Source organism: Serratia sp. BNK-4 (assembly GCF_048685115.1).
GTDB lineage: Bacteria > Pseudomonadota > Gammaproteobacteria > Enterobacterales > Enterobacteriaceae > Serratia > Serratia bockelmannii.
On sequence record NZ_JBLQTM010000001.1, the window covers coordinates 4,588,517 to 4,611,224 of the forward strand.

Below are 22,708 nucleotides of genomic sequence, written 5' to 3' on the forward strand. Positions count from 1 at the left end.
GTTCACTCCTTATCATCGGATGAAAATCGATATTCCGTTCAGCCGCACACAGTGCGGCGACGCTTTCTACGCCGTGCCAATCCCTTGCAGCCGCCCTTCGACCTGAGTGCGCGTATTGCCGCCCACCCAAATCCGGCCGCTCTCGTCGTGGGTGATATGCACGCGCCCGTTGCGCCCACGGCAGCGGCCCTGGGCGGCGATATAGCCACCGCTGACCACGCCGCTTGCGAACAACCACTGGGCCAGCGAGGCATTGAGGCTGCCGGTGACCGGATCTTCGACGATAGCGCCAAGATGATCGCTCAAAAAGGCGCGAACTTCGAAGGCTGCGTCACCATCGGCATGTGGGCCGACGACGCCAATGTCCACTCTGCGCGGCCAGCTTCTCGCCGGCGTCAGGGAAAGTACCCGCTCAGCGCTGGCCAGCCGGATCCCCAGCCACCCCGGACCGTTATCGATCCAGGCGGCATCGAGCGCCTCCTCAGGCGCGATACCTAAAAACTGCAGCGCGTCGGCCAACGTCTCTTCTGAGGGCGCCCCGGAGCGAATCAACGGCGGCGCGGCAAAACACAGCCGTCCTGCCTCGCGGCGAATGCTCACCAAGCCCGCCCCGCATTCCTGGATGATCTCCGCCCTATTGCGCGGCATCCCCTCCGCAGTGAGCCAGGCATGACAACTGCCCAGCGTCGGGTGCCCGGCAAACGGCATTTCACGATCCAGCGTGAATATCCGCACCCGGTAATCCGCCTGGGGGTGCGTCGGCGGCAGCAAAAAGGCCGTCTCCGACAGGTTGAACCAACGCGTCAAACACTGCATGTCTTCCGTCGACAACGCTCCGGCGCCCGTGATCACCGCCAACGGATTGCCGGCGAGCGGCCCGGCGCCAAAGACATCCACCATCTGCATGCCAAAAACCATCGCTTCTCTCCTCAGGTTAACGCCGGGCGTTCATTACCCCCGCGATATCAACAGCTCCAGGCCCGCCAAAGCGAACAGCAGCGCAAGCGTTCCTTCAATCCAGCGCCTCACCCGGGTGTAAAACGCGATCATCGGCGCCGTTGAGAACAGCAGGGCATACCCCCCGAAAATCGTCACGCCGAGCAGCGCGCAACCGCCAATAATTGCCGGTAAAACCTGCTCAGGCGCGCCTTGCCGCAATCCCAGCGACATGATCGCCATCCAGGACATGATGGCCTTGGGATTGCCGAGGTGCATCAGCACGCCCTGCCGATAAAGCGCCCGATAAGGCCGCGCATCGCGCCCTGCGGCCATGCCCGGCGCCGCGGCGGACGTCCGTAACGCGGACTTTCCAGCGCGCAGCGCCAGATACAGCATATACACGCCGCCAACGATTTTGATGGTCCACAGCGCCTGCGCATACGTGGCCAACACGGCGGAAAGGCCGGTCGCGGCCAACATCGCCCAGCACAGCGATCCGGTCATCACGCCGGCGGCCAGCACCAATGCGGGCCTGCGGCCGTCACGCATCGCCACGCCCATGATCGCCATGTTGCTGGGGCCGGGGCTGGCGGTAGCGAGGAGATAGGCGCCGTAAACCAATGCAAGCTGACTGACCATCATGGAAAAACTCCGCTGGCCCGCCTTACGGCCGAGCCGTTGTTGAAAACGCCGGGACTCCTCACCAACATAGTATGTGTTACACTTTTCGCCTATTTAAATAGTGTCACGTGACACTATATTCTTTCTCCGGAGAGCGACCATGCGGCTTCAATCCCCCTGGCAACCCCGCCTGGCCAACGTGGAAGCCACTACCGTCGAACGGCTGGTGCTGGCGTTGGCTGACGACATTATCGAGGGCAAGCTGCAAGGAGGCGATCGTTTGCCGGCACACCGCCCCCTCGCCTGGCAATTGGCGATCGGTCTGGGCACGGTGACCAAAGCCTACGCCATCCTGGAACGACGCGGGCTGGTCCGCAGCGTGAAGGGGCGCGGGATGTTCGTGGCGATCCGCCGCGCCCGTGAAGAACGTGAAATCGATCTCTCGTCCAATGCGCCGCCGGCGATGCTGACTGACCGTTTGCTGGCACGCACGCTGGCCGGCATCGCACGGAAAATGGATGCAGATCATCTGAACCTCTATTCCCCTCCGACCGGGCACTTGGAACATCGGCGTCTGTTGGCCCGCTGGCTGGAAAACGCCGGCGTCACGATCGAACCGTCGCACCTGGCGCTGACCAGCAATGCCCGTCAGGCGATTTCGTTGGCATTTGACCTGGCCTGCGGGCCACGCGGGACGATACTGACCGAGAGGCTGACCTACCCCGGCGCGATCGCGCTGGCCCGACGTAAAGGCCATCGCCTGATCGGCGTGGAGATCGATGCGCAAGGCATGGTGCCGCAGGCGCTGGCGAGCGCGCTCGAGCGTGTCTCCTCCGGCCATATTGCGGTCTATCTGACACCGACGCTGCATAACCCGACGACCGCCACCATGAGCGCCGAGCGCAGGCGGGCTATCGTCGAGATATGCCGGCAGGCGAATGTCTGGATCATCGAGGATGGCGTGTATGCCCTAGGGCATTCAGCAGTGCCTGCGCTCGCGACGTTGGCACCCGAGCGGGTGTTCCATGTCAATGGCCTGTCGAAAACGCTCGGCCCGGGGTTGCGGATCGGTATGCTGACTCTACCGCCCGACATGCAAACCGCGGCGGAAGAAGCCTTGCAAGATATTCCCTTCGCACCTTCGCCACTGTCTTGCGCCGTGGTGGGGGAGTGGTTGTCCAGCGGCGCGATCGAGGTGATACCGCAAGCGTTGCGCCATGAGGCTCAGCGAAGAGTGCATCTGGCTACCTCGATATTCGATGCCGACGAATGCGTATCGCATCCCGACGCTTACCATGTCTGGCTGCCGATGCCGCGCGAAACCGCCGAGTCTGTGGCCGCCGCCGCCGCGTTGGCGGGCGTTAAAGTCACGCCGCCGGCCGCGGTCATGGTCAATGACGGCGAAAGTGAATCGGGCATTCGCCTGTGCCTGGGTTCCCCCTCACTGGACGAGCTAACGGCAGGCCTGACGCAGCTGGCCCAGCTGTTGAAAGCACATCGGAACGGCTGACAAACGGAAGGGAAAGGTTACGCGCACGGGCCGACCGACCCAGACCTGTTCTTTTTGTGCGGTTTACTATTCCCTTCGCACCCGCCTGCTTTTTCTGCCATTATTCTGCCTGATAAATTAGCGGGACTGATACAACCTCCCCGCGCCTCTGGAGAACACCGATGCTGTTCAAACTATGCAAAACCCTTGCGATAGCCTGCGTGGCCCTGATTATCGCCCAGAGCAGCGCCCTCAGCTTTACCCTGGAAGTGGCGGGCAAGATCGACAACGTGACCGACCCGGTCAACAAAAGCTATCTGTTCACCGATAAACAACTGTTGGCGATGCCGGTGCGCAGCATCACCACCTCCACGTCCTGGACGCCGCAGAGAAAATTCGAAGGGATTTCGGTGGCCGATATCCTGGAGCGCGTCGGCGCCAAGGGCGAGACGCTGACCTTCTACGCGCTGAACGATTATTACATCGACGTGCCGCTGTCCGACGTCACGAAATACAACATGATCCTGGCCTACAAGATGGACGGGGAAATGCTGAAGCTCAGAAACTTCGGCCCGCTGTTCCTGGTGTACCCGCGTGACGCCGCCGGGCCTGAACTGAACTCGCCGTTGTACAATTCACGCTTTATCTGGCAAGTCGACAGGATCGTGATCAAATGAAGCTGACGACCTTTAAGAACGGCAGCAGGCTGGCGATCCCGGCCATCTTTGCCGCGCTGTTTTTAGTGGCTTCAACCGTCACGCTCTATTACTACAGCGCCACCCTGTCGAAGAAAGGGCTGTATGCCATCGCCGGCACGCAGGAGAACTACTCCTGGTCGATCGCCAAGTTCTCCATCAAGCTGGCGGAGTTCGACACGCTGGTCGAACAGCAAAGTCACGCGCCGCAGGTGGACAACGACAACCTGCGGCTGCGGTTCGAAATCCTCTATTCGCGTTTTTACGTGCTGGAAACCGTCTCCGAATCGACCCAGCCGCTGTACGCCGAGCCGGGCTACCCGGAAGTGGTCAAACAGATGCGCCTGCAGATGGATCGCATCGATAAGCTGCTGGACAGCCCGAAAATCGACTTCGACCAGGTTTTCGCAGCCATGAAGGCCATCAAGCCTTACTCCATCGAAATGGCCAACCTGACCGACCATGCCGAGGTGAAGCAGCGCACCGCCGCCTATGAGGACTACATCGAGAAGCGGCACATTATTTTCTATGGGCTGGTGATCGTCATGTTCTCGGTGATCGCGCTGATCGCCATCACCCTGATCGTGTTCCGCCAGCAGCGGCTGACCATTCGCCAACAGGCCAAGGCGATTGAGGCGGAGAAAGCGACGCGCACCAAAAACGCCTTCCTCGGCGCTATTGGCCACGAGCTGCGCACCTCATTGCAGAGCGTGATGTCGGCCATCGACGTGCTGGTGAATACCCGTGTGTCGGCAGAGCATGCGGACACCTTCCAGCGGCTGGAGACCGCCGCGCAGCAAATCGAAAGCCAGATGAAAGATCTGACCGACTACGCGCACCTCGACAGCGGCATGATGGAATTGCGCATCGTACCGTTCGACGCGCAGAAGCTGATCGCGGAGACCGCCAACGAAATCGCCACCCTGACCCGCAAAGAACAGGTCAAACTCAGCTGTGAAGTGGAATGCAGCCACCTGCTGGTGCACTCCGATCCGCTGCGCATCCGGCAGATTATCGTCAACCTGCTGACCAACGCCTACAAGTACACCGAAAGCGGCAGCATTACGCTGCACAGCTGCCTGCGCCGCCAACCGGGCGGCAGTTCGTTGATTATCGAAGTGACTGACACCGGCATCGGTATCGAAAAAGACCAGCTCGATCAGATCTTCAAGCCCTTTACCCAGTTGGATCAGTCGCATACCAAGCAGTACGCCGGCGTGGGGATGGGGTTGGCGATCGTGCACGGCCTGGTGACGTTGCTTAACGGCACCATCACGGTGTACAGCGAAATCAAGAAGGGCAGCACCTTTATCGTCAGCATTCCGGTGCAGATCAGTGAAGACGAACGTGCCGACGAGCCCGCCGCCGCCAATGCCTCTCTGCAGCATAAGCCGCAGCAGGTTCTGGTGGTGGATGACAACAAGTCGGTGGGTGACGCCTTTGCGGCGCTGCTGGACAAGTTGGGTTACCAGCACGAACTGTGCGACTCGCCGGAACGCGCACTGCAGAAGCTGCTCAGACGTCCTTACGATGCGCTGTTGCTGGATTTGCAGATGCCGGGCATCGACGGCGCTGCTCTGGCCAGGCAGCTGCGCAACCGTCGCGGCCCCAACCGCCATGTGCCGATCATCGGCATCAGCGCCTACACGCCGGAGCAGTTAACGGCGGATCAGCGCGCCCTGTTCGATAACTACCTGATGAAGCCGGTTCGACTGGATGCGCTGTCGAGCGCGCTGGCCGAGGTGTTCCCCGCTAAAGATTAAAACAGCGTTGCAGTGCGGCTTCGATCACATGGAGCCGCACCGGTTTTTCATAAGGGCCGAGCACGTCGTACTCGCGCATCGCCTGAGCGATTTCCGATTCGCGTCGGTCGGTGCCCAGTTCACCGGTCAGCACCAGTACCGGCGCGTCCGGATTGTCGGAGGCGCGGATGGTAGCGATACAGCGATCCGCCGTTTCCTCACCGATCAACCAGTCCACCACATAACCGTCGAACAGGCTTTGCTGCAACGCCTGACAGAAACTGTCGACGTCGTAAAACGCCACCGCGTTGAACCCGCAGCCACCCAGATACTTGGCCAGTTCATCGGCCGCCTGATGCGAATCGTCCAATACCGCGATGCTCAGCCGCTCGTCGTCGCCGAAGCCGGGCCGGATTTCGATCAGATCGACGCCGTAACGCGGGCCTGCCGGCGCCTCATCGGTGCGATAGATATGCCACTGCCCTTCCACGCGCAGCGCCACAAATTCCGCCGGCCGCCCGGCAGGAAGCTCGTCGCCGATGTGCCCGATGCAAGGTATCGCCACCCCCGCCACGACAAAGATGGCATCGCGCGCCATGTTTGGCTCGGGAGTCTCGTGTTCGGCGCTCAAATCGGCGATCGCCGCCGGCGTTTCTCCGAGCGCGGCCGCGACGCTGTTGATCTGTTCCAGCGTCCAGGGGCTTTGCCCTTTCAGTTTGCGGTGCGCATGTGAAAAACTCAGATCCAAGATGCGGCTGAGCTCGCGGGCATGCTGACGTTTTCCAATCCCGTAATGTAAAAACAGCTCCCTGACCCGATTGGCAATCGACTGTGAATCGAATTTTTGGTGATTGTTATCCATTTGTTCCTTCGATTTTTTTTACTGATTTATCAGTCGTTTTGATTATTTCTGCTGAAAAAGCCACATCTAAAACTAGCATCTGATGCAATTATGCGTTAAAAACGTTGCTTGACATACCATGTTGCATCGTCAAACATGGTATCAAAAGAGACATACAGCAATACACTATAAAAAATAACACCAGCACGTTTTTTAATAATAACCATAGTAACACCAGGGAAAATTTGTTCCGTTGCCGCTACTGAGACGATGTCCACATCGCTCGGACTGCGCAAATCAAACGGGGCTTGAGCCTTTAGCGCTAATCTGTTTTACCCACTTTTAAGCCGGGATCCGTCAGGGTCCCGGTTTTTTATTGCCCTGGCGCCGCGCCATCATACGGACTCACCCCACAGCCGCAAATAAAAACGGAGCCGGCATGCCGGCTCCGTTGTCCTTGAGATCGCTGCTGAACGTCAGAAGCGCCAGGTGAAGCCGGCGTTGACGCTGTTGTCCTGATGGTTTTGCGACAGCAGTCCGCCGTAGCCCAGCGACAGCGTGGCATTCTCGTTCACCGCCACTTCCGCCCCTGCCTTCAACACCATGCCGTCACGCGACACCGGCACGCTGTCCACCACGAACGGCGCGTTGCCGCCGTTGAACCGCAGCCCGGTGCCACGGTCCAGCCCGCCGTACTGGTGTTGCCACCCCAGCTCACTGCGCAGCGCCACCGTCGTGCCCGCGCTCACCTGCCATTCGGTGTCCGCACGCAGGCCCAGCGTCGACACCGTCGCATCCGTGTGCTGCTTGTCGCCGCGCAATGCCGCCGCGCCGCCGCTTTCCGCGATGCCGTTGTTCTCGAAGTTCACGTACGCCAGGTTCACGAACGGCTCCAGGTTCAGCCACTCGCCCTGCACGCCGTAGCCCGCTTCCGCGAACAGCTGCTCGGTGCGCGCGCTGTACTTCGCCGTGTCACGGTCCGACTGCATCCCGTAGTTCACCGACCGCTTGGTGTCGATGCGGTGCCAGGTGTAGCCCGCCCCGCCGCGCAGCGCCAGCGCCCCGAACTGCTTGTCGCCGTACGCCGCCAGGTGGTAGTTGTCGCTGTCCGCCTTCGACCCGTAACCGCCGTGCAGCGAGGTGCGGGTGTAGCCGGTCGCCACCCCCAGTCGCCCGTCGCCCGCAACCGCCGAGTCCAGCCCCACCAGCACCCCGTAGGTCGAGGCCTGATAGCCGGTGGCGTTGGCGTCGCCCGACGCGTGGTCCCATGCCCCCAGCAGCTGCGCCCAGGCGCCGTCCTCGTCCGCCTTGATGGCCGACGAGCTCGCCAGCCCTTCCGCCTGACGCAGACGCCCGTTCAGCGCCTCACGCAGGTAGCGGCTGTCGTTCACCAGCGCCGAGGCGATATCCGCATGGATTTGCCCCGACAGCTGACGGAACGCCTGCCGCGCTTCGCCCGCCGTGCCGCTGTTGAGCAGGCTCTCGTACACCGGGTTGCCCGCCGCCAGCGCATCCGCCGCCGCCGCCACCGCCCGCTCGTTCGAGGTCTGCGCCACGCTGGCGAAGCTCGTGCCGTTGCGCCCGACGCTCAGCGTCACCCCGGTCGGCTGGTAGCTCAGCCCGGTACCGAGGAACAGGTAGTTCGGCGCCACCGCGTCAAACTGCCCGCTCACCCCCTGCTGCGCGCTCAGGATGGTGTACTGCTGGCCCAGCAGGCTGCGCACCTCGCTTTGCGTCAGTAGGTTGGCGCTGTTCTCCAGCGTCACCGCCACCTCACCGCCGCCGATCGTCGCCGCTCCGCTGCTCTGGATCCGATCGCTCTGGCCGTTCGGCCCCACTTCCACCGCGTAGCGCGAGCCCGGTTCGAAGCTGAAGTTGCCCGCCACGTTCAGGGTGCCGATCGAGTTGCCCGGCGCCACGGTGCCGCCGCGGCGGGCGGTCAGCGAACCGACCGTGCCGCTGCCGCCGACGATGCCGCCGCTCTGCACGCTGACGGCCGAGGTGACCGAGCCATTGATCGCCAGCCGACCCTGATTGACCAGCGTCGGGCCGGCATAGGTGTTGGCACCGGTCAGTTCCAGGATTCCCGCGCCCTCTTTGGTCAGGCCGCCGTGACCGGAAATGTTGTTGGAGTAGATTTCCCATCCACAGTGGAAGTCATCACATTTCCTGGCGTGCAGCGTACCGGCATCCACCTCGGCGCCCCTCCCCGGAATATTGGCGACAAACTGGGTCGGGCCATAGGCCACGCCCGTCGGATCCGGGATGCGGAACTCCGCAGGAATATCTTCGACGGTATAGAACATGCCCGGGCCGTTGATGGCCTTGCCCAGGTTGATCATCCCCCAGCCGTAGAGCGCGTCGATGCCCGGCGCACCCATGTCGGTGGCGGTGGTTTTCAGCACGTCGGCAATCTGCGCCGAGCTCATGTACGGGAAGCGCTGCAGCAACACCGCCACCGCGCCGGTCACGTGCGGCGTCGCCATCGAGGTGCCGTTTTTATTGCCGTAGTCCGACACCAGGTTGGCCGGATCGGAACCGTTGGCCACGGTGCTGTAGATTTTGCTGCCCGGCGACGAGACGCAGAAGCTGGCGGTATAGCCGCAGCGGGAAGAGAAGCTGCTGATGGTATAAGGCACGCTGTTGGTCGATGCCGCATCCTGCGCCACGCTGGCGACCGACAGCCAGTTCGGCGCGATGTCCGGCACGAAGTAGGCCAGCCCGCTGATCACATCCGGCTGGTTGTAGTTGCCGTCGTTGCCGGCGGCGAACAGCACCAGAATGTTTTTGCGCGCCGCATCGATCGCGCCCTGATAGCCTGCGCCGGCCAGGCTGCCGAGCAGCGGTTTGACCTGATCGAATTGTTCCTGCGCATCCTTCAGCTCAAAGTGCAGCGCGTTAGGATCGCGGCCGCCGTCGGACAGGAAATCGGGAATACTGACGCCCCAGCTGTTGTTGATCACCCGTGCACCGCTGTTGATCATCGCCTGCCAGCCGGCATTGGTGACGGCGCCGTCCAGGCCGAGGAATTCGCCGTAGGCCGGGCCGTCGTTATCGTTATCGACGCTGATCACCTGCGAATCGAAGGCCACGCCGTGCATGCCGATGCCGTCGCGGTTCGCCGCGCTGATCCCCGCGACGTGCACCCCGTGATTGCTCAGCATGCCCTGCGAGCCGCTGTAGAAGTGGAATGTGCCGTCGAAGTAAAAACGATCGCCGGCGTTAATCCCCGGCCGGTGTGGATCGGTATAGGCGCGGTAGCCCTCGGTGACGACGTTGATCAGTTTGCCGTCACCGGCGAACTCGGGATGACGGTTGACCGGAGTGTCGAAAATGCCCACCTTCTGCCCTTTGCCGGTGTAGCCGGCGGCGTAGGCCTCATCGGCGTGGATCGCCCCCAGCCCCCAGTTGGCGTTGAATTCGGCGCTGCGCCAGCTGGCCGGATCGCCGGGTTGGCCGTTCACCTCGTGCGGCGCCGCCTGTGCATACCCCGCCAGCGCCATGCAGCAGACCAACGCGTTCAGCCGCCACGGCAAGCGGCGAGCGTTTCCTTTGCTATCAAAACCCATTGTTGTTGTCATTTCCTTACCTTTTGCTTGTTATTGGCCGACGCCCCAGGTGCGCCGGGTTCTCATTAGCAGGATGTGAAAAAGGAACCGCCCGCAGACGGTTCCCGTACAAGGATTGAGTCGATGTTGCTTAGAAGCGCCAGGTGAAACCGGCGTTGACGCTGTTGTCCTGATGGTTTTGCGACAGCAGTCCGCCGTAGCCCAGCGACAGCGTGGCGTTCTCGTTCACCGCCACTTCCGCCCCTGCCTTCAACACCATGCCGTCACGCGAGACCGGCACGCTGTCCACCACGAACGGCGCGTTGCCGCCGTTGAACCGCAGCCCGGTGCCACGGTCCAGACCGCCGTACTGGTGCTGCCACCCCAGCTCGCTGCGCAGCGCCACCGTCGTGCCCGGGGTCACCTGCCACGCGGTGTCTGCACGCAGCCCCAGCGTCGACACCGTCGCGTCGGTATGCTGCTTGTCGCCGCGCAGTGCCGCCGCGCCGCCGCTTTCCGCGATGCCGTTGTTTTCGAAGTTCACGTACGCCAGGTTGACGAACGGCTCCAGGTTCAGCCACTCGCCCTGCACGCCGTAGCCCGCTTCCGCGAACAGCTGTTCGGTGCGCGCGCTGTACTTCGCCGTGTCACGGTCCGACTGCATCCCGTAGTTCACCGACCGCTTGGTGTCGATGCGGTGCCAGGTGTAGCCCGCCCCGCCGCGCAGCGCCAGCGCCCCGAACTGCTTGTCGCCGTACGCCGCCAGGTGGTAGTTGTCGCTGTCCGCCTTCGACCCGTAACCGCCGTGCAGCGAGGTGCGGGTGTAGCCGGTCGCCACCCCCAGTCGCCCGTCGCCCGCAACCGCCGAGTCCAGCCCCACCAGCACCCCGTAGGTCGAGGCCTGATAGCCGGTGGCGTTGGCGTCGCCCGACGCGTGGTCCCATGCCCCCAGCAGCTGCGCCCAGGCGCCGTCCTCGTCCGCCTTGATGGCCGACGAGCTCGCCAGCCCTTCCGCCTGACGCAGACGCCCGTTCAGCGCCTCACGCAGGTAGCGGCTGTCGTTCACCAGCGCCGAGGCGATATCCGCATGGATTTGCCCCGACAGCTGACGGAACGCCTGCCGCGCTTCGCCCGCCGTGCCGCTGGTGAGCAGGCTCTCGTACAACGGGTTGCCCGCCGCCAGCGCATCCGCCGCCACCGCCACCGCCCGCTCGTTCGAGGTCTGCGCCACGCTGGCGAAGCTCGTGCCGTTGCGCCCGACGCTCAGCGTCACCCCGGTCGGCTGGTAGCTCAGCCCGGTGCCGAGGAACAGGTAGTTCGGCGCCACCGCGTCAAACTGCCCGCTGACCCCCTGCTGCGCGCTCAGGACGGTGTACTGCTGGCCCAGCAGGCTGCGCACCTCGCTTTGCGTCAGCAGGTTGGGGCTGTTCTCCAGCGTCACCGCCACCTCGCCGCCGCCGATCGTCGCCGATCCGCTGCTCTGGATCCGATCGCTCTGGCCGTTCGGGCCCACTTCCACCGCGTAGCGCGAGCCCGGCTCGAAGCTGACGTTGCCGGCCACGTTCAGGGTGCCGATCGAGTTGCCCGGCGCCACGGTGCCGCCATCACGGGCGGTCAGCGAACCGACCGTGCCACTGCCGCCGACAATACCGCCGCTCTGCACGCTGACGGCCGAGGTGACCGAGCCGTTGATCGCCAGCCGCCCCTGATTGACCAGCGTCGGGCCGGCATAGGTGTTGTTACCGGTCAGCACCAGGGTGCCGATGCCCTGCTTGGTCAGGCCGCCGTGGCCGGAGATGTCGTTGCTCCAGAAGTCCAGGCCGCAAAGATCGCTGCTGCAGACGCGCTCGGTCGGTTTACCCTTGTCCAGCACCGCGCCGACGCCCGGCAGATCGACCACGAACTGGGTCGGGCCATAAGCCACGCCCGTCGGATCCGGGATGCGGAACTCTTCGGGAATATCCTCAGCGGTCACCAACATGCCCGGGCCGTTGATGGCCTTGCCCAGGTTGATCATCCCCCAGCCGTAGAGCGCGTCGATGCCCGGCGCGCCCATGTCGGTGGCGGTGGTTTTCAGCACTTCCGCCACCTGCGCGCCATTCAAATACGGGAAACGCTCCATCAGCACCGCAACGCTGCCGGCCACGTGCGGCGCCGCCATCGAGGTACCGCTTTTATTGGCATAGCCGGTCGTCAGGTCGTCCACACCGGTGCCCGCGATCACCGAGCTGTACACCCGGGTACCCGGTGCCGAGACGCACAAACTGGCGGTATAGCCGCAACGGGAAGAGAAGGTGCTGATGCTGTAATCGCCGGTATTGTTGGGATCCTGCAGGCTGGCGACCGACAGCCAGTTCGGCGCGATGTCCGGCACGAAGTAGGCCAGGCCGGCCATGGCATCCGGGTTGTTGAGGTTACCGTCGTTGCCGGCGGCGAAGATGGTGACCACGCCGCTGCGCGCCGCGTCGATCGCGCCCTGATAGGCGCCACCGGGCTTGGTGCCCAGGATCGTTTTGATCTGATCGAACTGCTTTTGCGCATCGTTCACCGTGAAGTGCGGATAAGCCGGGTCATACCCGCCTTCATCGAATTTCTCGGTGATGCCGATGCCCCAACTGTTATTGATGATGCGCGCGCCGCTGGCCACCAGCGCCTCCCAGCCGGCCTGGTAAACCGCGCCGTCGTTACCGAGCACAATGCCGTCCTCCGGGCCGGGGTCGCCGTTTTCTGCGCTGATGATCTGCGCGTTGAATGCCACCCCATGCATGGCGCCACCGTCGCGGCTGCCGGCGGCGATGCCGCCCACGTGGGTGCCGTGCGAGCCTAATTTGCCGCTGGAGTCGGTGCTTGGCGTACCGTCATAGCGGAAGTCATCGCCTTTTTTCACTGGAATATAGGGATCGGTGTATTCGCGAGTGCCATGGGTAACCAGATTGATCACCTTATCTGGGCCGGAAAATTCGGGGTGCTTGGCGTAGACTGGCTGGTCGAAAATACCGAGTTTGATGCCTTTTCCGGTATAACCGGCGGCGTAGGCCTGGTCGGCGTGGATCGCTCCCAGCCCCCATTCCGCGTTGAACTCACTGCTGCGCCAACTGGCCGGATCGCCCGCTTTGCCGTTCTCTATATAGCTGGAGGCCTGCGCCCCGCCGATCGCCGTCAGGCAGATCAGCATCGCGCTCCATTGTGCGCGATGAACTCCGATTTCAGGCCAGCCGAAGGCCGCCCGAGCGGATTTGACTCCTCTAAGTTTCTTCTCCATCCCAGATACCGTCCGTTGTTGTTTGCAAATGTTTTATAAGATTTTTTGTGTAACAGTTTGGTAACACCAAATAAATAAAGCACAACAATCTCAAGTGCGCTTAATGTGTCACTCGGCAGTTCGGCGGGGGGAGAGAACGTTTCAGGGGTGAATCAGGCCAACGCCAATAAGAAATGGCAATGACGTTTGCCGGTAGCGAAGCGGCGATAAAAAGTGAGAGGAAAAACCTCAATACACTGATAAATAAAAATATAAACAAAGATCGAATGAAGGAGATGGCCGCCTGAAAAGTGCTTAACAGGCGTCTTTTATCACTTTTAATTATAAATTTTGCCAATATTCACTCAGTGAATTATGCTGGTTTTTCACTCGGTCATCGGCAAAAATTGGATTATCCTGCTGATGTTTTTTTGCGGTTCGTCGCGTCCTCTTCCGCCTGACGCAGGATGGCTTTGGCCATCCATTGCGTGACGTCCTGAATGCCCTCAAGTTCCAGCCCCCAGATATCTTTCAACACCAGGAATACCTCCGAGCCGTAAATCAGCGAGAAAGCATGAATCACTCTCTGTAGAGAATCCGGCGGCAGTTTGCCCTGCAACGGTTCTACCGCCAGCGCCAACAGACGCTTGCGGTTGCCGCGCACGAATTTTTCGCCCGGCGTGGCGTGCGCCCACTGCTGCAAAGAGAGCTGCAGTGCCGCACGCAATGCTCCCTCGTGCCGTTCCATCTGAGGATAGGCGAAGGTCAGCAACTGCTGGATACGCTTCAGGGCATCGTCGTCCTGCGGGCGCCATTCCAGAATAGGCCCCAGGCTTTCCGCCACCACGGCGCTAATCAGCGCACTCTGGGTCGGAAAATAACGGTAGGCGGTCGCGCGCGATACCTGGGCATGCGCCGCCAGCTCGGTGATCGAAGGAAACGCCCCTTCGTCATACAGCGCCATCGCGCTGGCCAGCAACAAACGGTAGGTTTTTGCCCGTGTGGAAGTCAGTGAAGGATCGAACGGGGTGGGAAAAGCATTTATCGGCACTTAAACCTCATACATCTGCACACGCTTGCGCAACAGAGGATGCGCCTCTGTCGACTGGCTACCGGCAAAGCGCCGGCCACGTTGAAAAGCTCAAAAATGAGACAGGAGTCCCATTTTGCACTGAGCTGCCCTTGCAAAAATGATACTACCGTCTCATTATATAAATACATTAATCAATTTAATTTAAATGCCAACACCAGGGCACCCTAAAAAATATAATAAAATGATTTTTAAATAAAAATTAGAAACACCCCAGGAAGACACATGAAAGAAACTTCAAATTTTGTCTATATTGCTACCACAGCAGATACGAAAGGACAAGAGTTGGAGTATGTACGGCGGCTAATCGCTGCCCTGAATTTACCCACGCGAACCGTCGATCTTTCCACTCGTCGCTTGCCGTTTGACTCCCCGGCCGATATCGGTCCAGAGGACGTTGCTCGCCACCATCCGGCAGGCGCCGGTGCGGTCTTTTGCGCCAGTCGCGGCCAGGCGATCGCCGCTATGGCGACCGCTTTCGAACGTTTTATCCTGACGCGCCGCGATATCGCCGCCTTGCTGGGTCTGGGCGGCTCCGGCGGCACCGCCATCATCACGCCGGCCATGCAGCAGCTGCCGATTGGCCTGCCGAAAATAATGGTCTCAAGCATGGCGGCAGGAGACGTTTCCGCCTATGTCGGCGCCAGCGATATCAACATGCTGTATTCGGTCACCGATCTCGCCGGTCTTAACCGCATCTCGCGACAGGTGCTAGGCAACGCGGCACGCCAGATAGCCGGCGCAGTGCACTTCGCCGCCGTCGACTATCACGACAACAAACCCGCGATCGGCCTGACGACGTTTGGCGTCACCACGCCCTGCGTTCAGGCGTTGGTGGCCGAACTGGGAACACAATGGGATTGTCTGACGTTTCATGCGACTGGCAGCGGCGGCAGGTCGTTGGAAAAACTGATCGATAACCGCCAACTGCACGGCGCCATCGATTTGACCACCACCGAAATGGCCGATTACCTGTTTGGCGGTGTGCTGCCCTGCAATATGGATCGTTTCGGTGCCATCGCGCGTACCGGCATCCCGTGCGTGCTCTCCTGCGGCGCGATAGACATGATCAACTTCGGCGCGCCGAATACGGTGCCGGCTCGCTATGCCAACCGTCTGCGTCACCATCACAACCCGCAAGTGACGCTGGTGCGTACCAGCGCGCGGGAGAATGCGTTAATGGGGCGTTGGATGGGCGAAAAAATCAACGCCTGCGCGGGCGAAGTGCGTTTCGTTATCCCGACAGGCGGCGTATCGGCTTTGGATGCGCCCGGGCAACCGTTCTGGGATCCGGCGGCGCTGGCCGCCTTTACGCAGGCGCTGGAAGAAACGGTGCACGCCACCGACAAACGCCGGTTGATAAAAACGCCTTATCATATTAACGACCCGTGCTTTGCGCAGGCCGTTGCCGAACATTTCCAGCACATTGTCGGCGGAGAATGATTATCACTCACGACAAAGTCTGCCGGCGATAACGCCAAATAGAAAAAGGGCCAGACAAATAGCCTGGCCCTTTTTTACTCACCGCGAGCGGATATTACTGACCGGAGGACATCTGCTCCTTCATTTTATTCATGTGGTCCATCATCTTTTGCTCGCGTTTCTGATAATTCTCATTGTATTGTTTTTTCTGCTCAGGTGTCAGCAGGTTATACATTTTATTTTCCGCTTTGGCGCGTTCCAGCATGCGTTCGGATTGTGCTTTGCCGATCGCGTCAATTTGCGCCTTCGCCTTCGCTTCGTCAAAGCTGTCGGAAGCGACCAGATTGTGCAGCGCCTGGCGTTCTTCTTTCATGCCCGGCCCGCGCTTCTGGTGCGACTCTTTCATAATATCGCGCATCTGCTGGCGCTGCTGCTCGGTCAGGTTCAACCCGGCGAACGGGCCGCCTTTACCTTCACCCTTGTGATGCATCATTTTCATCGGCGCCGCATCCGCCGCCGGGGCAGTCACCGTATCGGCGGCGAACGCCGCGGAAGCAGAACCCAGAGCCAGCGTGGAAGCAATAAATAAAGCCGTCAATTTACGCATAATCATTTCCTTAAAAGTTTTTCTTCATCAGGAGCGCTGTACGTTAACAGGCTCATTCGTCGTCGGAGATAATAATAGGCTGATAAAATTCAAGTAATGCGAGGGTGTGTAAACTTTTTAAAACCCGTCTCGGATTTATTCACCAATTATGAGAAAACTATGAAGATGGCGTTTATTTGATGGAAATTTTAATTTCTCGGCAAAAATCCCCCCGGTGGAGTTATTTTTCCGCTTTCCCCTCACCGCTATAATTTACTCGCCAGCACGGCAATCTTGCCTCAACCGTTTTCCGATAGCAGGGGGAAGTCAGTACAAGCATCATAGGATCCGATGTTCTCCTACACTTTAAGGCAAGCGGCCGCCGGGCGACGTTTACACCGCAAAACTAATCATTGCTTATATAATAGTTTCCATCACCCGTCCCGCCTGCAAAAACCTGTTATATGATGCACAGATGCGTACGGCGATCGCTTTCGGGCCAACAGGCTGCCCGGAGCTGCGCCGACCGGCCGCCCGTGCTCTTTTGAGGAATCATCATGCCCGCAGACCAAGGCCCTGAGCTTCTTAACGCCCACTTCGGCACCCAAAGCCCCCACTGGCGGCTGGCGTTTGACAGCAATGCCCTGGAGCTGTCCGCCGTTAAGGGCAAAGCCCACGTCGCGGTGGCACTCAGCGCCATGGACGCGGCGAAAATTCGCCGTCTAACCGGCGTAACCGCCAGCCTTGAGCTGACCATTACGCTGGCCGGCGAACCGCTGCATCTGCATCTGGTCGGGCGCCGCGTCAACAACCTCGAATGGGCGGGCACCGCTTCCGCCTTCAGCGACACCCCATCCGTGGCGCGCGATCTGGTGCACGGCCTCTCCTTTGCCGAGCAGGTGGTGTCCGAAGCCAACTCGGTGATCGTGATCGTCGATCAGCACGGCCGCATTCAGCGTTTCAACCGGCTGAGCGAGGAGTACACCGGGCTGCACGAACACGAAGTGATCGGCAAAAACGTTTTCCAGCTGTTTATGAGCCCGGAAGAAGCCGCCGCCTCGCGGCGCAACATCGCCGGCTTCTTCCGCAACGGATCGTCTTATGAGGTGGAGCGTTGGGTAAAGACGGTCAAGGGCGAACGGCTGTTTCTGTTCCGCAATAAGTTCGTGCACAGCGGCAGCGGCAAGAACGAGGTGTTTTTGATCTGCTCCGGCACCGACATCACCGAAGAACGCCGTGCGCAGGAACGGCTGCGGGTGCTGGCCAACACCGATCTTATCACCGGCCTGCCTAACCGTAACGCCATCCAGGATAAGATCAACCACGCCATCGCTACGCGCAGCGAAGAGAGCTTCGGCCTGGTGTACCTCGATCTCGACAACTTCAAAAAGGTCAACGACGCCTACGGCCATATGTTCGGCGATCGGCTGCTGGTCGAAGTCGCGCTGGCGATCCTCGGCTGCCTGAGCCCGGATCAGGTGCTCGCCCGCCTCGGCGGCGACGAATTTCTGGTGCTGGCGCCGCAAACCGATCGCGAGCGCCTGCAAACGCTGGCGCAGCGCATTATCGACAGGCTGAAAACCCCTTTCCGCATCGGCCTGATTGAGGTGTATACCGGCTGTTCGATCGGCATCGCGCTGTGCCCGGAGCACGGCAACGATCTCGACAGCCTGATCCGCAGCGCCGATACCGCCATGTACGTCGCCAAGGAGCACGGCAAACGCACCTATACCGTCTTCTCGCCGGAGATGAACAAACGCGTCGCCGAATACATGTGGCTGGACACCAATCTGCGTAAAGGGCTGGAGCAAAATCAGCTGGTGTTGTATTACCAGCCTAAAATCGACGCGCGCAGCGGCGAAGTGCACAGCGTGGAAGCGCTGGTGCGCTGGGATTCGCCGGAGCGCGGCCTGATCCCGCCGCTGCAGTTCATCTCCTACGCCGAGGAGTCCGGCCTGATCGGCCCGCTGGGCCAATGGGTGCTGCAGACCGCCGCCAGCCAGGCAGCGCAGTGGCAAGAACAGGGATTGAACCTGCGGGTAGCGGTCAACCTCTCCGCCCGGCAGTTGGCCGACGACGGCATCGTCAACGACCTGCTCGGGGTGCTGCGCCATCATCGCATGGCCCCCTGTCTGCTGGACTTCGAGCTGACCGAAAGCAGTCTGATTGAAGACGAGAACCGCGCGCGCGCGCTGATCACCCGGCTACGCGAACTGGGCGCGCAGGTGCATCTCGACGACTTCGGCACCGGCTATTCGTCACTGGCGCAGCTGGCGCGTATACCTCTGGACGCCATCAAGCTGGATAAAAGCTTCGTGCGCGGGGTGAATTTCAATCCGGTATCGCAATCCCTGGTACGCGCGATCGTCGCGGCGGCGGAGGCGCTGGCCTTCCGGGTGATCGCCGAAGGGGTGGAGACCGAGAGCGAAAACCACTTCCTCGACGAGGTCGGCGTGGACGAAAAACAGGGCTTTCTGTTTGCGCGGCCAATGCTCCCGGAACAGCTGGAGCATTGGCTGCAGTCCTATCGCCCGCGCTCACCTTCCGCGTGAGGCGGGCGCGTTAACGTTAGCCGGCACGACGCAGGTTCAGGGTGTGGCGATCCTGCAACATCACCAGCCGCTCAATGTAGGCGCGATCTTTTTCCTCAATGGTGAAGGCCGAGTGGACCCAATCCTCGGTAATATCCATCAGCTCGGAACGCGTCAGTTGCAATACGCGCTGACGCGCCCGCAGCATGGCGCGCATGCCGTTGAGCTTCGGCCGGATGGTATCGATGAAAGTGCGCGTCGCCATATAGGCATCGCCGGGCTGGAACAGCTGATCCACCAGCCCGCGGCTCTCGAACCACTCTGCGGTGTGCGACTCGCCGCCCCAAATCAGCTCCTCAGCCAAGCGCATGCCCGCCTTGCGCGCCACCAGCGAGTAACCGCCCATGCCGGGAAACAGGTTGAACGCGATCTCCGGGAACCCCATGCGCGCATTGTTCTGCGCCAATACGAAATGGTGCGCCAGCGCCGCTTCAAAGCCACCGCCCAGCGCGCTACCTTCAACCATGGCAATGCTGACCGCGCCGGTGTCGAAACCGCGCGCAGCGGCATGCACACAGTCGATGCAGGCCCGTGCGTAGGCCATCATCGCCTCGCGCCTGCGGTTTTTGATCGCTTCGGCGAAGAACTGCAGATCGCCGCCGACGTTGAACATGTTCGGCACCAGCGAGCCGGTGACCCAGAAATCGAATCGCAGCGAAGACTCCTTCGCCGCCTGCGCCAGCGTCATGATGTCTTCGATCAGCGCCTGGTTGAAGCAGGGGCGGGGCGCGGCGCGCAGCAGCATCCACATGATATGCCTCTCCTCTTCATAGTAGGCGGAAAGCTGCGACAGATTGCCCGCTTCGGTAAACGGACGGCAGGTGGGGTGATTAAGCAATTTCATAAGACCTTCCAGTTTTTCTGTTGATGACGGATGAGACCGTTCCAGCCCCTACGGCTGCAGCGGAGCGGCGGTCGGTAAAGCGCGACGCCACATCATGAGTAAACGCTTTCTCGCCGACGAAACAGATAAAAATTGGAGGTAGGGAAGTGAAAAAAACCGAGGCGCCACGGGCTTTTCATAGGAATTTTACCTATCGCGCCATCGTCGGCATTTCATGCCAGGCGCTAACGCGTTAAGCTCGGAAATTGACCGTTTGCCGCCCCGGCGCTCAAAACGCCGCGAGGCTTTGGCTATAATCAATACGGATACATGCCGTTTAACGTTAAGGAAATCGTGAAGTAATGCCTACAGGACCAGACCAGGAACGCCGCCAGCCCGCACAAGACACGCCGCCGAAGCCGCTTATCGCCATCAAGACCGGCCATGAGACCCTCGACCGCCGCATTGGTGGTTTTTCACGTCTGATTGAACGCATCAAAGCCTGGCCGAGCGTTGCGCACCTGCTGCGCGCGGCCGAACGCTTTAACGATCGGCTGGGTAGCCAGTTCGGCGCCGCCATCACCTATTTTTCATTCCTCTCGCTGATCCCGATCCTGATGGTGTCATTCGCCGCCGCCGGTTTCGTGCTGGCCTCCAACCCGGATCTGCTGGCCCGATTGATCAACCGGATCGTCGGCAGCATCAGCGATCCGACGCTGGCCAGCACGCTGAAGAACACCGTCAACACCGCCATTCAACAGCGTACCACCGTGGGGTTGACCGGTCTGGCGCTGGCGCTCTATTCCGGCATCAGTTGGATGGGCAACCTGCGCGAGGCGATCCGCGCACAGTCGCGTGACGTCTGGGAGCGCAATCCGCAGGATCAGGAGAAAATCTATTTCAAGTACACCCGCGACTTCATCTCGCTGACCGGCCTGGTGGTCGCGCTCATCATTACGCTGTCGCTGACCTCGGTCGCCGGATCGGCACAGGCGGCGATCGTCAACGCGCTGGGGTTGGACGGCATCGAATGGCTGCGGCCGGCGTTGACGACGATCGCGCTGTCGATCTCGATTTTCGCCAACTATCTGCTGTTCCTGTGGATTTTCTGGATGCTGCCGCGCCACAAACCGAAGAAAAAAGCGCTGCTGCGCGGTACCTTGCTCGCCGCCATCGGATTTGAGGTGATCAAGTTCGTGATGACGATGACGCTGCCGCAGGTGGCGAAATCGCCTTCCGGCGCGGCCTTCGGCTCGGTGATCGGGCTGATGGCGTTCTTCTACTTCTTCGCCCGTTTGACGCTGTTTTGTGCCGCCTGGATCGCTACCGCCGACTACAAAGGCGACAAAGCCTTGCCGGAACGCGAGCCACCGGCCCCCTGAAGCCATGCAATCGTGCCGGTGTTATCGCACACGCCGGCACTTTCCTCTGGTTAATAAGCAAAAACCCAGTCAATCCCTCTAAATCATGCGGCATGACATTCGGAAAACCAGCATAACAAACTACCCATTCACTTTTCTTTCCCGTTTTTACAGCCATTCCCTCTGTATGAAACCCATTTCTCAACGTTTAACGCTACAGAAAAGAAGCCCGGTAAAACATTAGTCTTTTTAACCGGTTAGCGGCGGCGCAGCCCAGAGTTACAGCGTTGAAAAGGCGGAATGCTGTCACTAAGATGGATTTTTACCCCCTCCAACAATAAGAAATAGATATGCAAGCCACCATCGCACCCCCACTCGACGCCGACGACGCGTCTACACCGGTGAATTCCCGCGGGAAAGTCATCGTCGCCTCGCTGGTCGGCACCGCCATCGAGTTCTTCGACTTTTACATCTATGCCACCGCCGCGGTGATCGTGTTCCCGCACATCTTCTTCCCGCAGGGCGACCCGACCACCGCGACGCTGCAGTCGCTGGCCACCTTCGCCGTCGCCTTTGTCGCGCGGCCTATCGGCTCTGCGCTGTTCGGCCACTTCGGCGATCGCGTGGGGCGCAAGGTGACGCTGGTCGCCTCGCTGCTGACCATGGGGATTTCCACCGTGCTGATCGGCCTGCTGCCGAGCTATGAAACCATCGGCATCTTCGCCCCTATCCTGCTGGCGCTGGCGCGCTTTGGCCAGGGTCTGGGGCTGGGCGGCGAATGGGGCGGCGCCGCCCTGTTGGCAACGGAGAACGCGCCGGCCAAAAAGCGCGCGCTATACGGCTCTTTCCCCCAGTTGGGCGCCCCGATCGGCTTCTTCTTCGCCAACGGCACCTTCCTGCTGCTCTCCTGGCTGCTGAGCGATCGGCAGTTTATGGAATGGGGCTGGCGCGTGCCGTTCATTCTCTCCGCCGCGCTGGTGCTGATTGGCCTGTACGTGCGGGTATCGCTGCATGAAACGCCGGTGTTCGCCAAAGCGGCCAAGGCCGGCAAACAGGTAAAAGTGCCGCTCGGCACGCTGCTGAGCAAGCATCTGAAAGCCACCATCCTCGGCACCTTCATCATGCTGGCGACCTACACGCTGTTTTATCTGATGACGGTGTATTCGATGACCTACGGCACCGCGCCGCAGCCGCTGGGCCTCGGCTACTCCCGTAACAGCTTCCTGTGGATGCTGATGGTGGCGGTGATCGGTTTCGGCGTGATGGTGCCGATCGCCGGCCTGCTGGCGGACGCGTTCGGCCGCCGCAAGACCATGATCGCCATTACCCTGCTGATGATCGGCTTCGCGTTTCTGTTCCCGACCCTGCTGGGCTCCGGCAACCAGGCGCTGGTAATGGGCTTCCTGCTGTGTGGCCTGAGCATCATGGGGCTGACCTTTGGCCCGATGGGCGCGCTGCTGCCGGAGCTGTTCCCTACCGAAGTGCGCTATACCGGCGCGTCGTTCTCCTACAACGTCGCGTCGATCCTCGGCGCGTCCGTGGCGCCTTATATCGCCACTTGGCTGGCGGCCCATTACGGGCTGTTCTACGTCGGCATGTACCTGGCGGCAATGGCCGGGTTGACGCTACTGGCTCTGCTGTTGATGAAAGAAACCCGCCACCAGTCGCTGTGATCCCCTGCGGCCCCCTCACTGCGGGGGCCGCACGCGTTGTTCGTTT

The 22,708-nt window shown here is 60.9% G+C and carries 15 protein-coding genes; 7 read left to right on the plus strand and 8 right to left on the minus strand.

The genetic code is table 11. The annotated features are described in order from the left end of the window. Positions 1-66: 66 nt before the first annotated feature. Positions 67-918, minus strand: coding sequence for a PhzF family phenazine biosynthesis protein (locus tag ACMGGW_RS21825; protein ID WP_043139098.1), 852 nt, complete (start codon positions 916-918; stop codon positions 67-69). A 33-nt stretch (positions 919-951) separates the two neighbouring features. Continuing rightward, positions 952-1,581 carry a LysE family translocator gene (locus ACMGGW_RS21830; protein WP_043139101.1) on the minus strand — a complete coding sequence of 210 codons (630 nt, stop codon included), beginning with the start codon at positions 1,579-1,581 and terminating at the stop codon, positions 952-954. A 139-nt stretch (positions 1,582-1,720) separates the two neighbouring features. Here ACMGGW_RS21830 and ACMGGW_RS21835 point away from each other — a divergent pair, with 139 nt between their 5' ends. The 3 genes from ACMGGW_RS21835 to ACMGGW_RS21845 all read left to right on the plus strand — a co-directional run bounded on the left by ACMGGW_RS21835 (position 1,721) and on the right by ACMGGW_RS21845 (position 5,507). After that, entirely contained in the window at positions 1,721-3,070 is a 1,350-nt protein-coding gene (locus tag ACMGGW_RS21835) for a PLP-dependent aminotransferase family protein (RefSeq protein ID WP_049205619.1), read from the plus strand. A gap of 161 nt (positions 3,071-3,231) precedes the next feature. Further along, positions 3,232-3,726 carry a molybdopterin-dependent oxidoreductase gene (locus ACMGGW_RS21840; RefSeq protein ID WP_049205620.1) on the plus strand — a complete coding sequence of 165 codons (495 nt, stop codon included), beginning with the start codon at positions 3,232-3,234 and terminating at the stop codon, positions 3,724-3,726. Next, positions 3,723-5,507 carry a hybrid sensor histidine kinase/response regulator gene (locus tag ACMGGW_RS21845; RefSeq protein ID WP_025304623.1) on the plus strand — a complete coding sequence of 595 codons (1,785 nt, stop codon included), beginning with the start codon at positions 3,723-3,725 and terminating at the stop codon, positions 5,505-5,507. The genes ACMGGW_RS21840 and ACMGGW_RS21845 overlap by 4 nt, the downstream gene beginning before the upstream one ends. On the opposite strand, the gene ACMGGW_RS21850 is transcribed toward ACMGGW_RS21845, so the two are convergent. The 4 genes from ACMGGW_RS21850 to ACMGGW_RS21865 form a co-directional block, all read right to left on the minus strand. Then, entirely contained in the window at positions 5,497-6,348 is an 852-nt protein-coding gene (locus ACMGGW_RS21850) for a helix-turn-helix domain-containing protein (RefSeq protein WP_049210183.1), read from the minus strand. The two genes, ACMGGW_RS21845 and ACMGGW_RS21850, sit on opposite strands and share 11 nt — an antisense overlap. A gap of 455 nt (positions 6,349-6,803) precedes the next feature. Beyond that, positions 6,804-9,908: an autotransporter outer membrane beta-barrel domain-containing protein gene (locus ACMGGW_RS21855; protein WP_420279532.1), complete on the minus strand. Its 3,105-nt coding sequence runs from the start codon at positions 9,906-9,908 to the stop codon at positions 6,804-6,806. A gap of 118 nt (positions 9,909-10,026) precedes the next feature. After that, positions 10,027-13,050 (minus strand): autotransporter outer membrane beta-barrel domain-containing protein, encoded by a 3,024-nt coding sequence (locus ACMGGW_RS21860; protein ID WP_197833623.1) that lies wholly within the window; start codon positions 13,048-13,050, stop codon positions 10,027-10,029. A 478-nt stretch (positions 13,051-13,528) separates the two neighbouring features. Continuing rightward, the gene (locus ACMGGW_RS21865; protein ID WP_038630005.1) at positions 13,529-14,167 is read right to left on the minus strand and encodes a TetR/AcrR family transcriptional regulator; all 639 of its coding nucleotides are present in this window, start codon (positions 14,165-14,167) and stop codon (positions 13,529-13,531) included. A gap of 264 nt (positions 14,168-14,431) precedes the next feature. Between ACMGGW_RS21865 and ACMGGW_RS21870 the strand changes: the two genes are divergently transcribed. Further along, on the plus strand, positions 14,432-15,649 hold the full coding sequence (locus tag ACMGGW_RS21870) for a Tm-1-like ATP-binding domain-containing protein (RefSeq protein ID WP_043142954.1): 1,218 nt from the start codon (positions 14,432-14,434) through the stop codon (positions 15,647-15,649). 94 nt (positions 15,650-15,743) lie between these two features. Here the strand turns inward: ACMGGW_RS21870 and spy are convergent, their stop codons facing one another. Continuing rightward, entirely contained in the window at positions 15,744-16,235 is a 492-nt protein-coding gene (gene spy, locus ACMGGW_RS21875; protein WP_043142950.1) for an ATP-independent periplasmic protein-refolding chaperone Spy, read from the minus strand. 536 nt (positions 16,236-16,771) lie between these two features. Here spy and pdeR point away from each other — a divergent pair. Then, the gene (pdeR, locus tag ACMGGW_RS21880; protein ID WP_025304630.1) at positions 16,772-18,766 is read left to right on the plus strand and encodes a cyclic di-GMP phosphodiesterase; all 1,995 of its coding nucleotides are present in this window, start codon (positions 16,772-16,774) and stop codon (positions 18,764-18,766) included. Between the two features lie 16 nt (positions 18,767-18,782). Here the strand turns inward: pdeR and ACMGGW_RS21885 are convergent, their stop codons facing one another. Beyond that, on the minus strand, positions 18,783-19,649 hold the full coding sequence (locus ACMGGW_RS21885) for a crotonase/enoyl-CoA hydratase family protein (RefSeq protein WP_025304631.1): 867 nt from the start codon (positions 19,647-19,649) through the stop codon (positions 18,783-18,785). Between the two features lie 341 nt (positions 19,650-19,990). On the opposite strand from ACMGGW_RS21885, the gene yhjD reads away from it, so the two are divergent. Both yhjD and ACMGGW_RS21895 read left to right on the plus strand, forming a co-directional pair. Next, positions 19,991-21,010 carry an inner membrane protein YhjD gene (gene yhjD / locus ACMGGW_RS21890; protein WP_025304632.1) on the plus strand — a complete coding sequence of 340 codons (1,020 nt, stop codon included), beginning with the start codon at positions 19,991-19,993 and terminating at the stop codon, positions 21,008-21,010. 329 nt (positions 21,011-21,339) lie between these two features. Further along, positions 21,340-22,662 (plus strand): MFS transporter, encoded by a 1,323-nt coding sequence (locus ACMGGW_RS21895; RefSeq protein WP_043142943.1) that lies wholly within the window; start codon positions 21,340-21,342, stop codon positions 22,660-22,662. Positions 22,663-22,708: the final 46 nt, after the last annotated feature.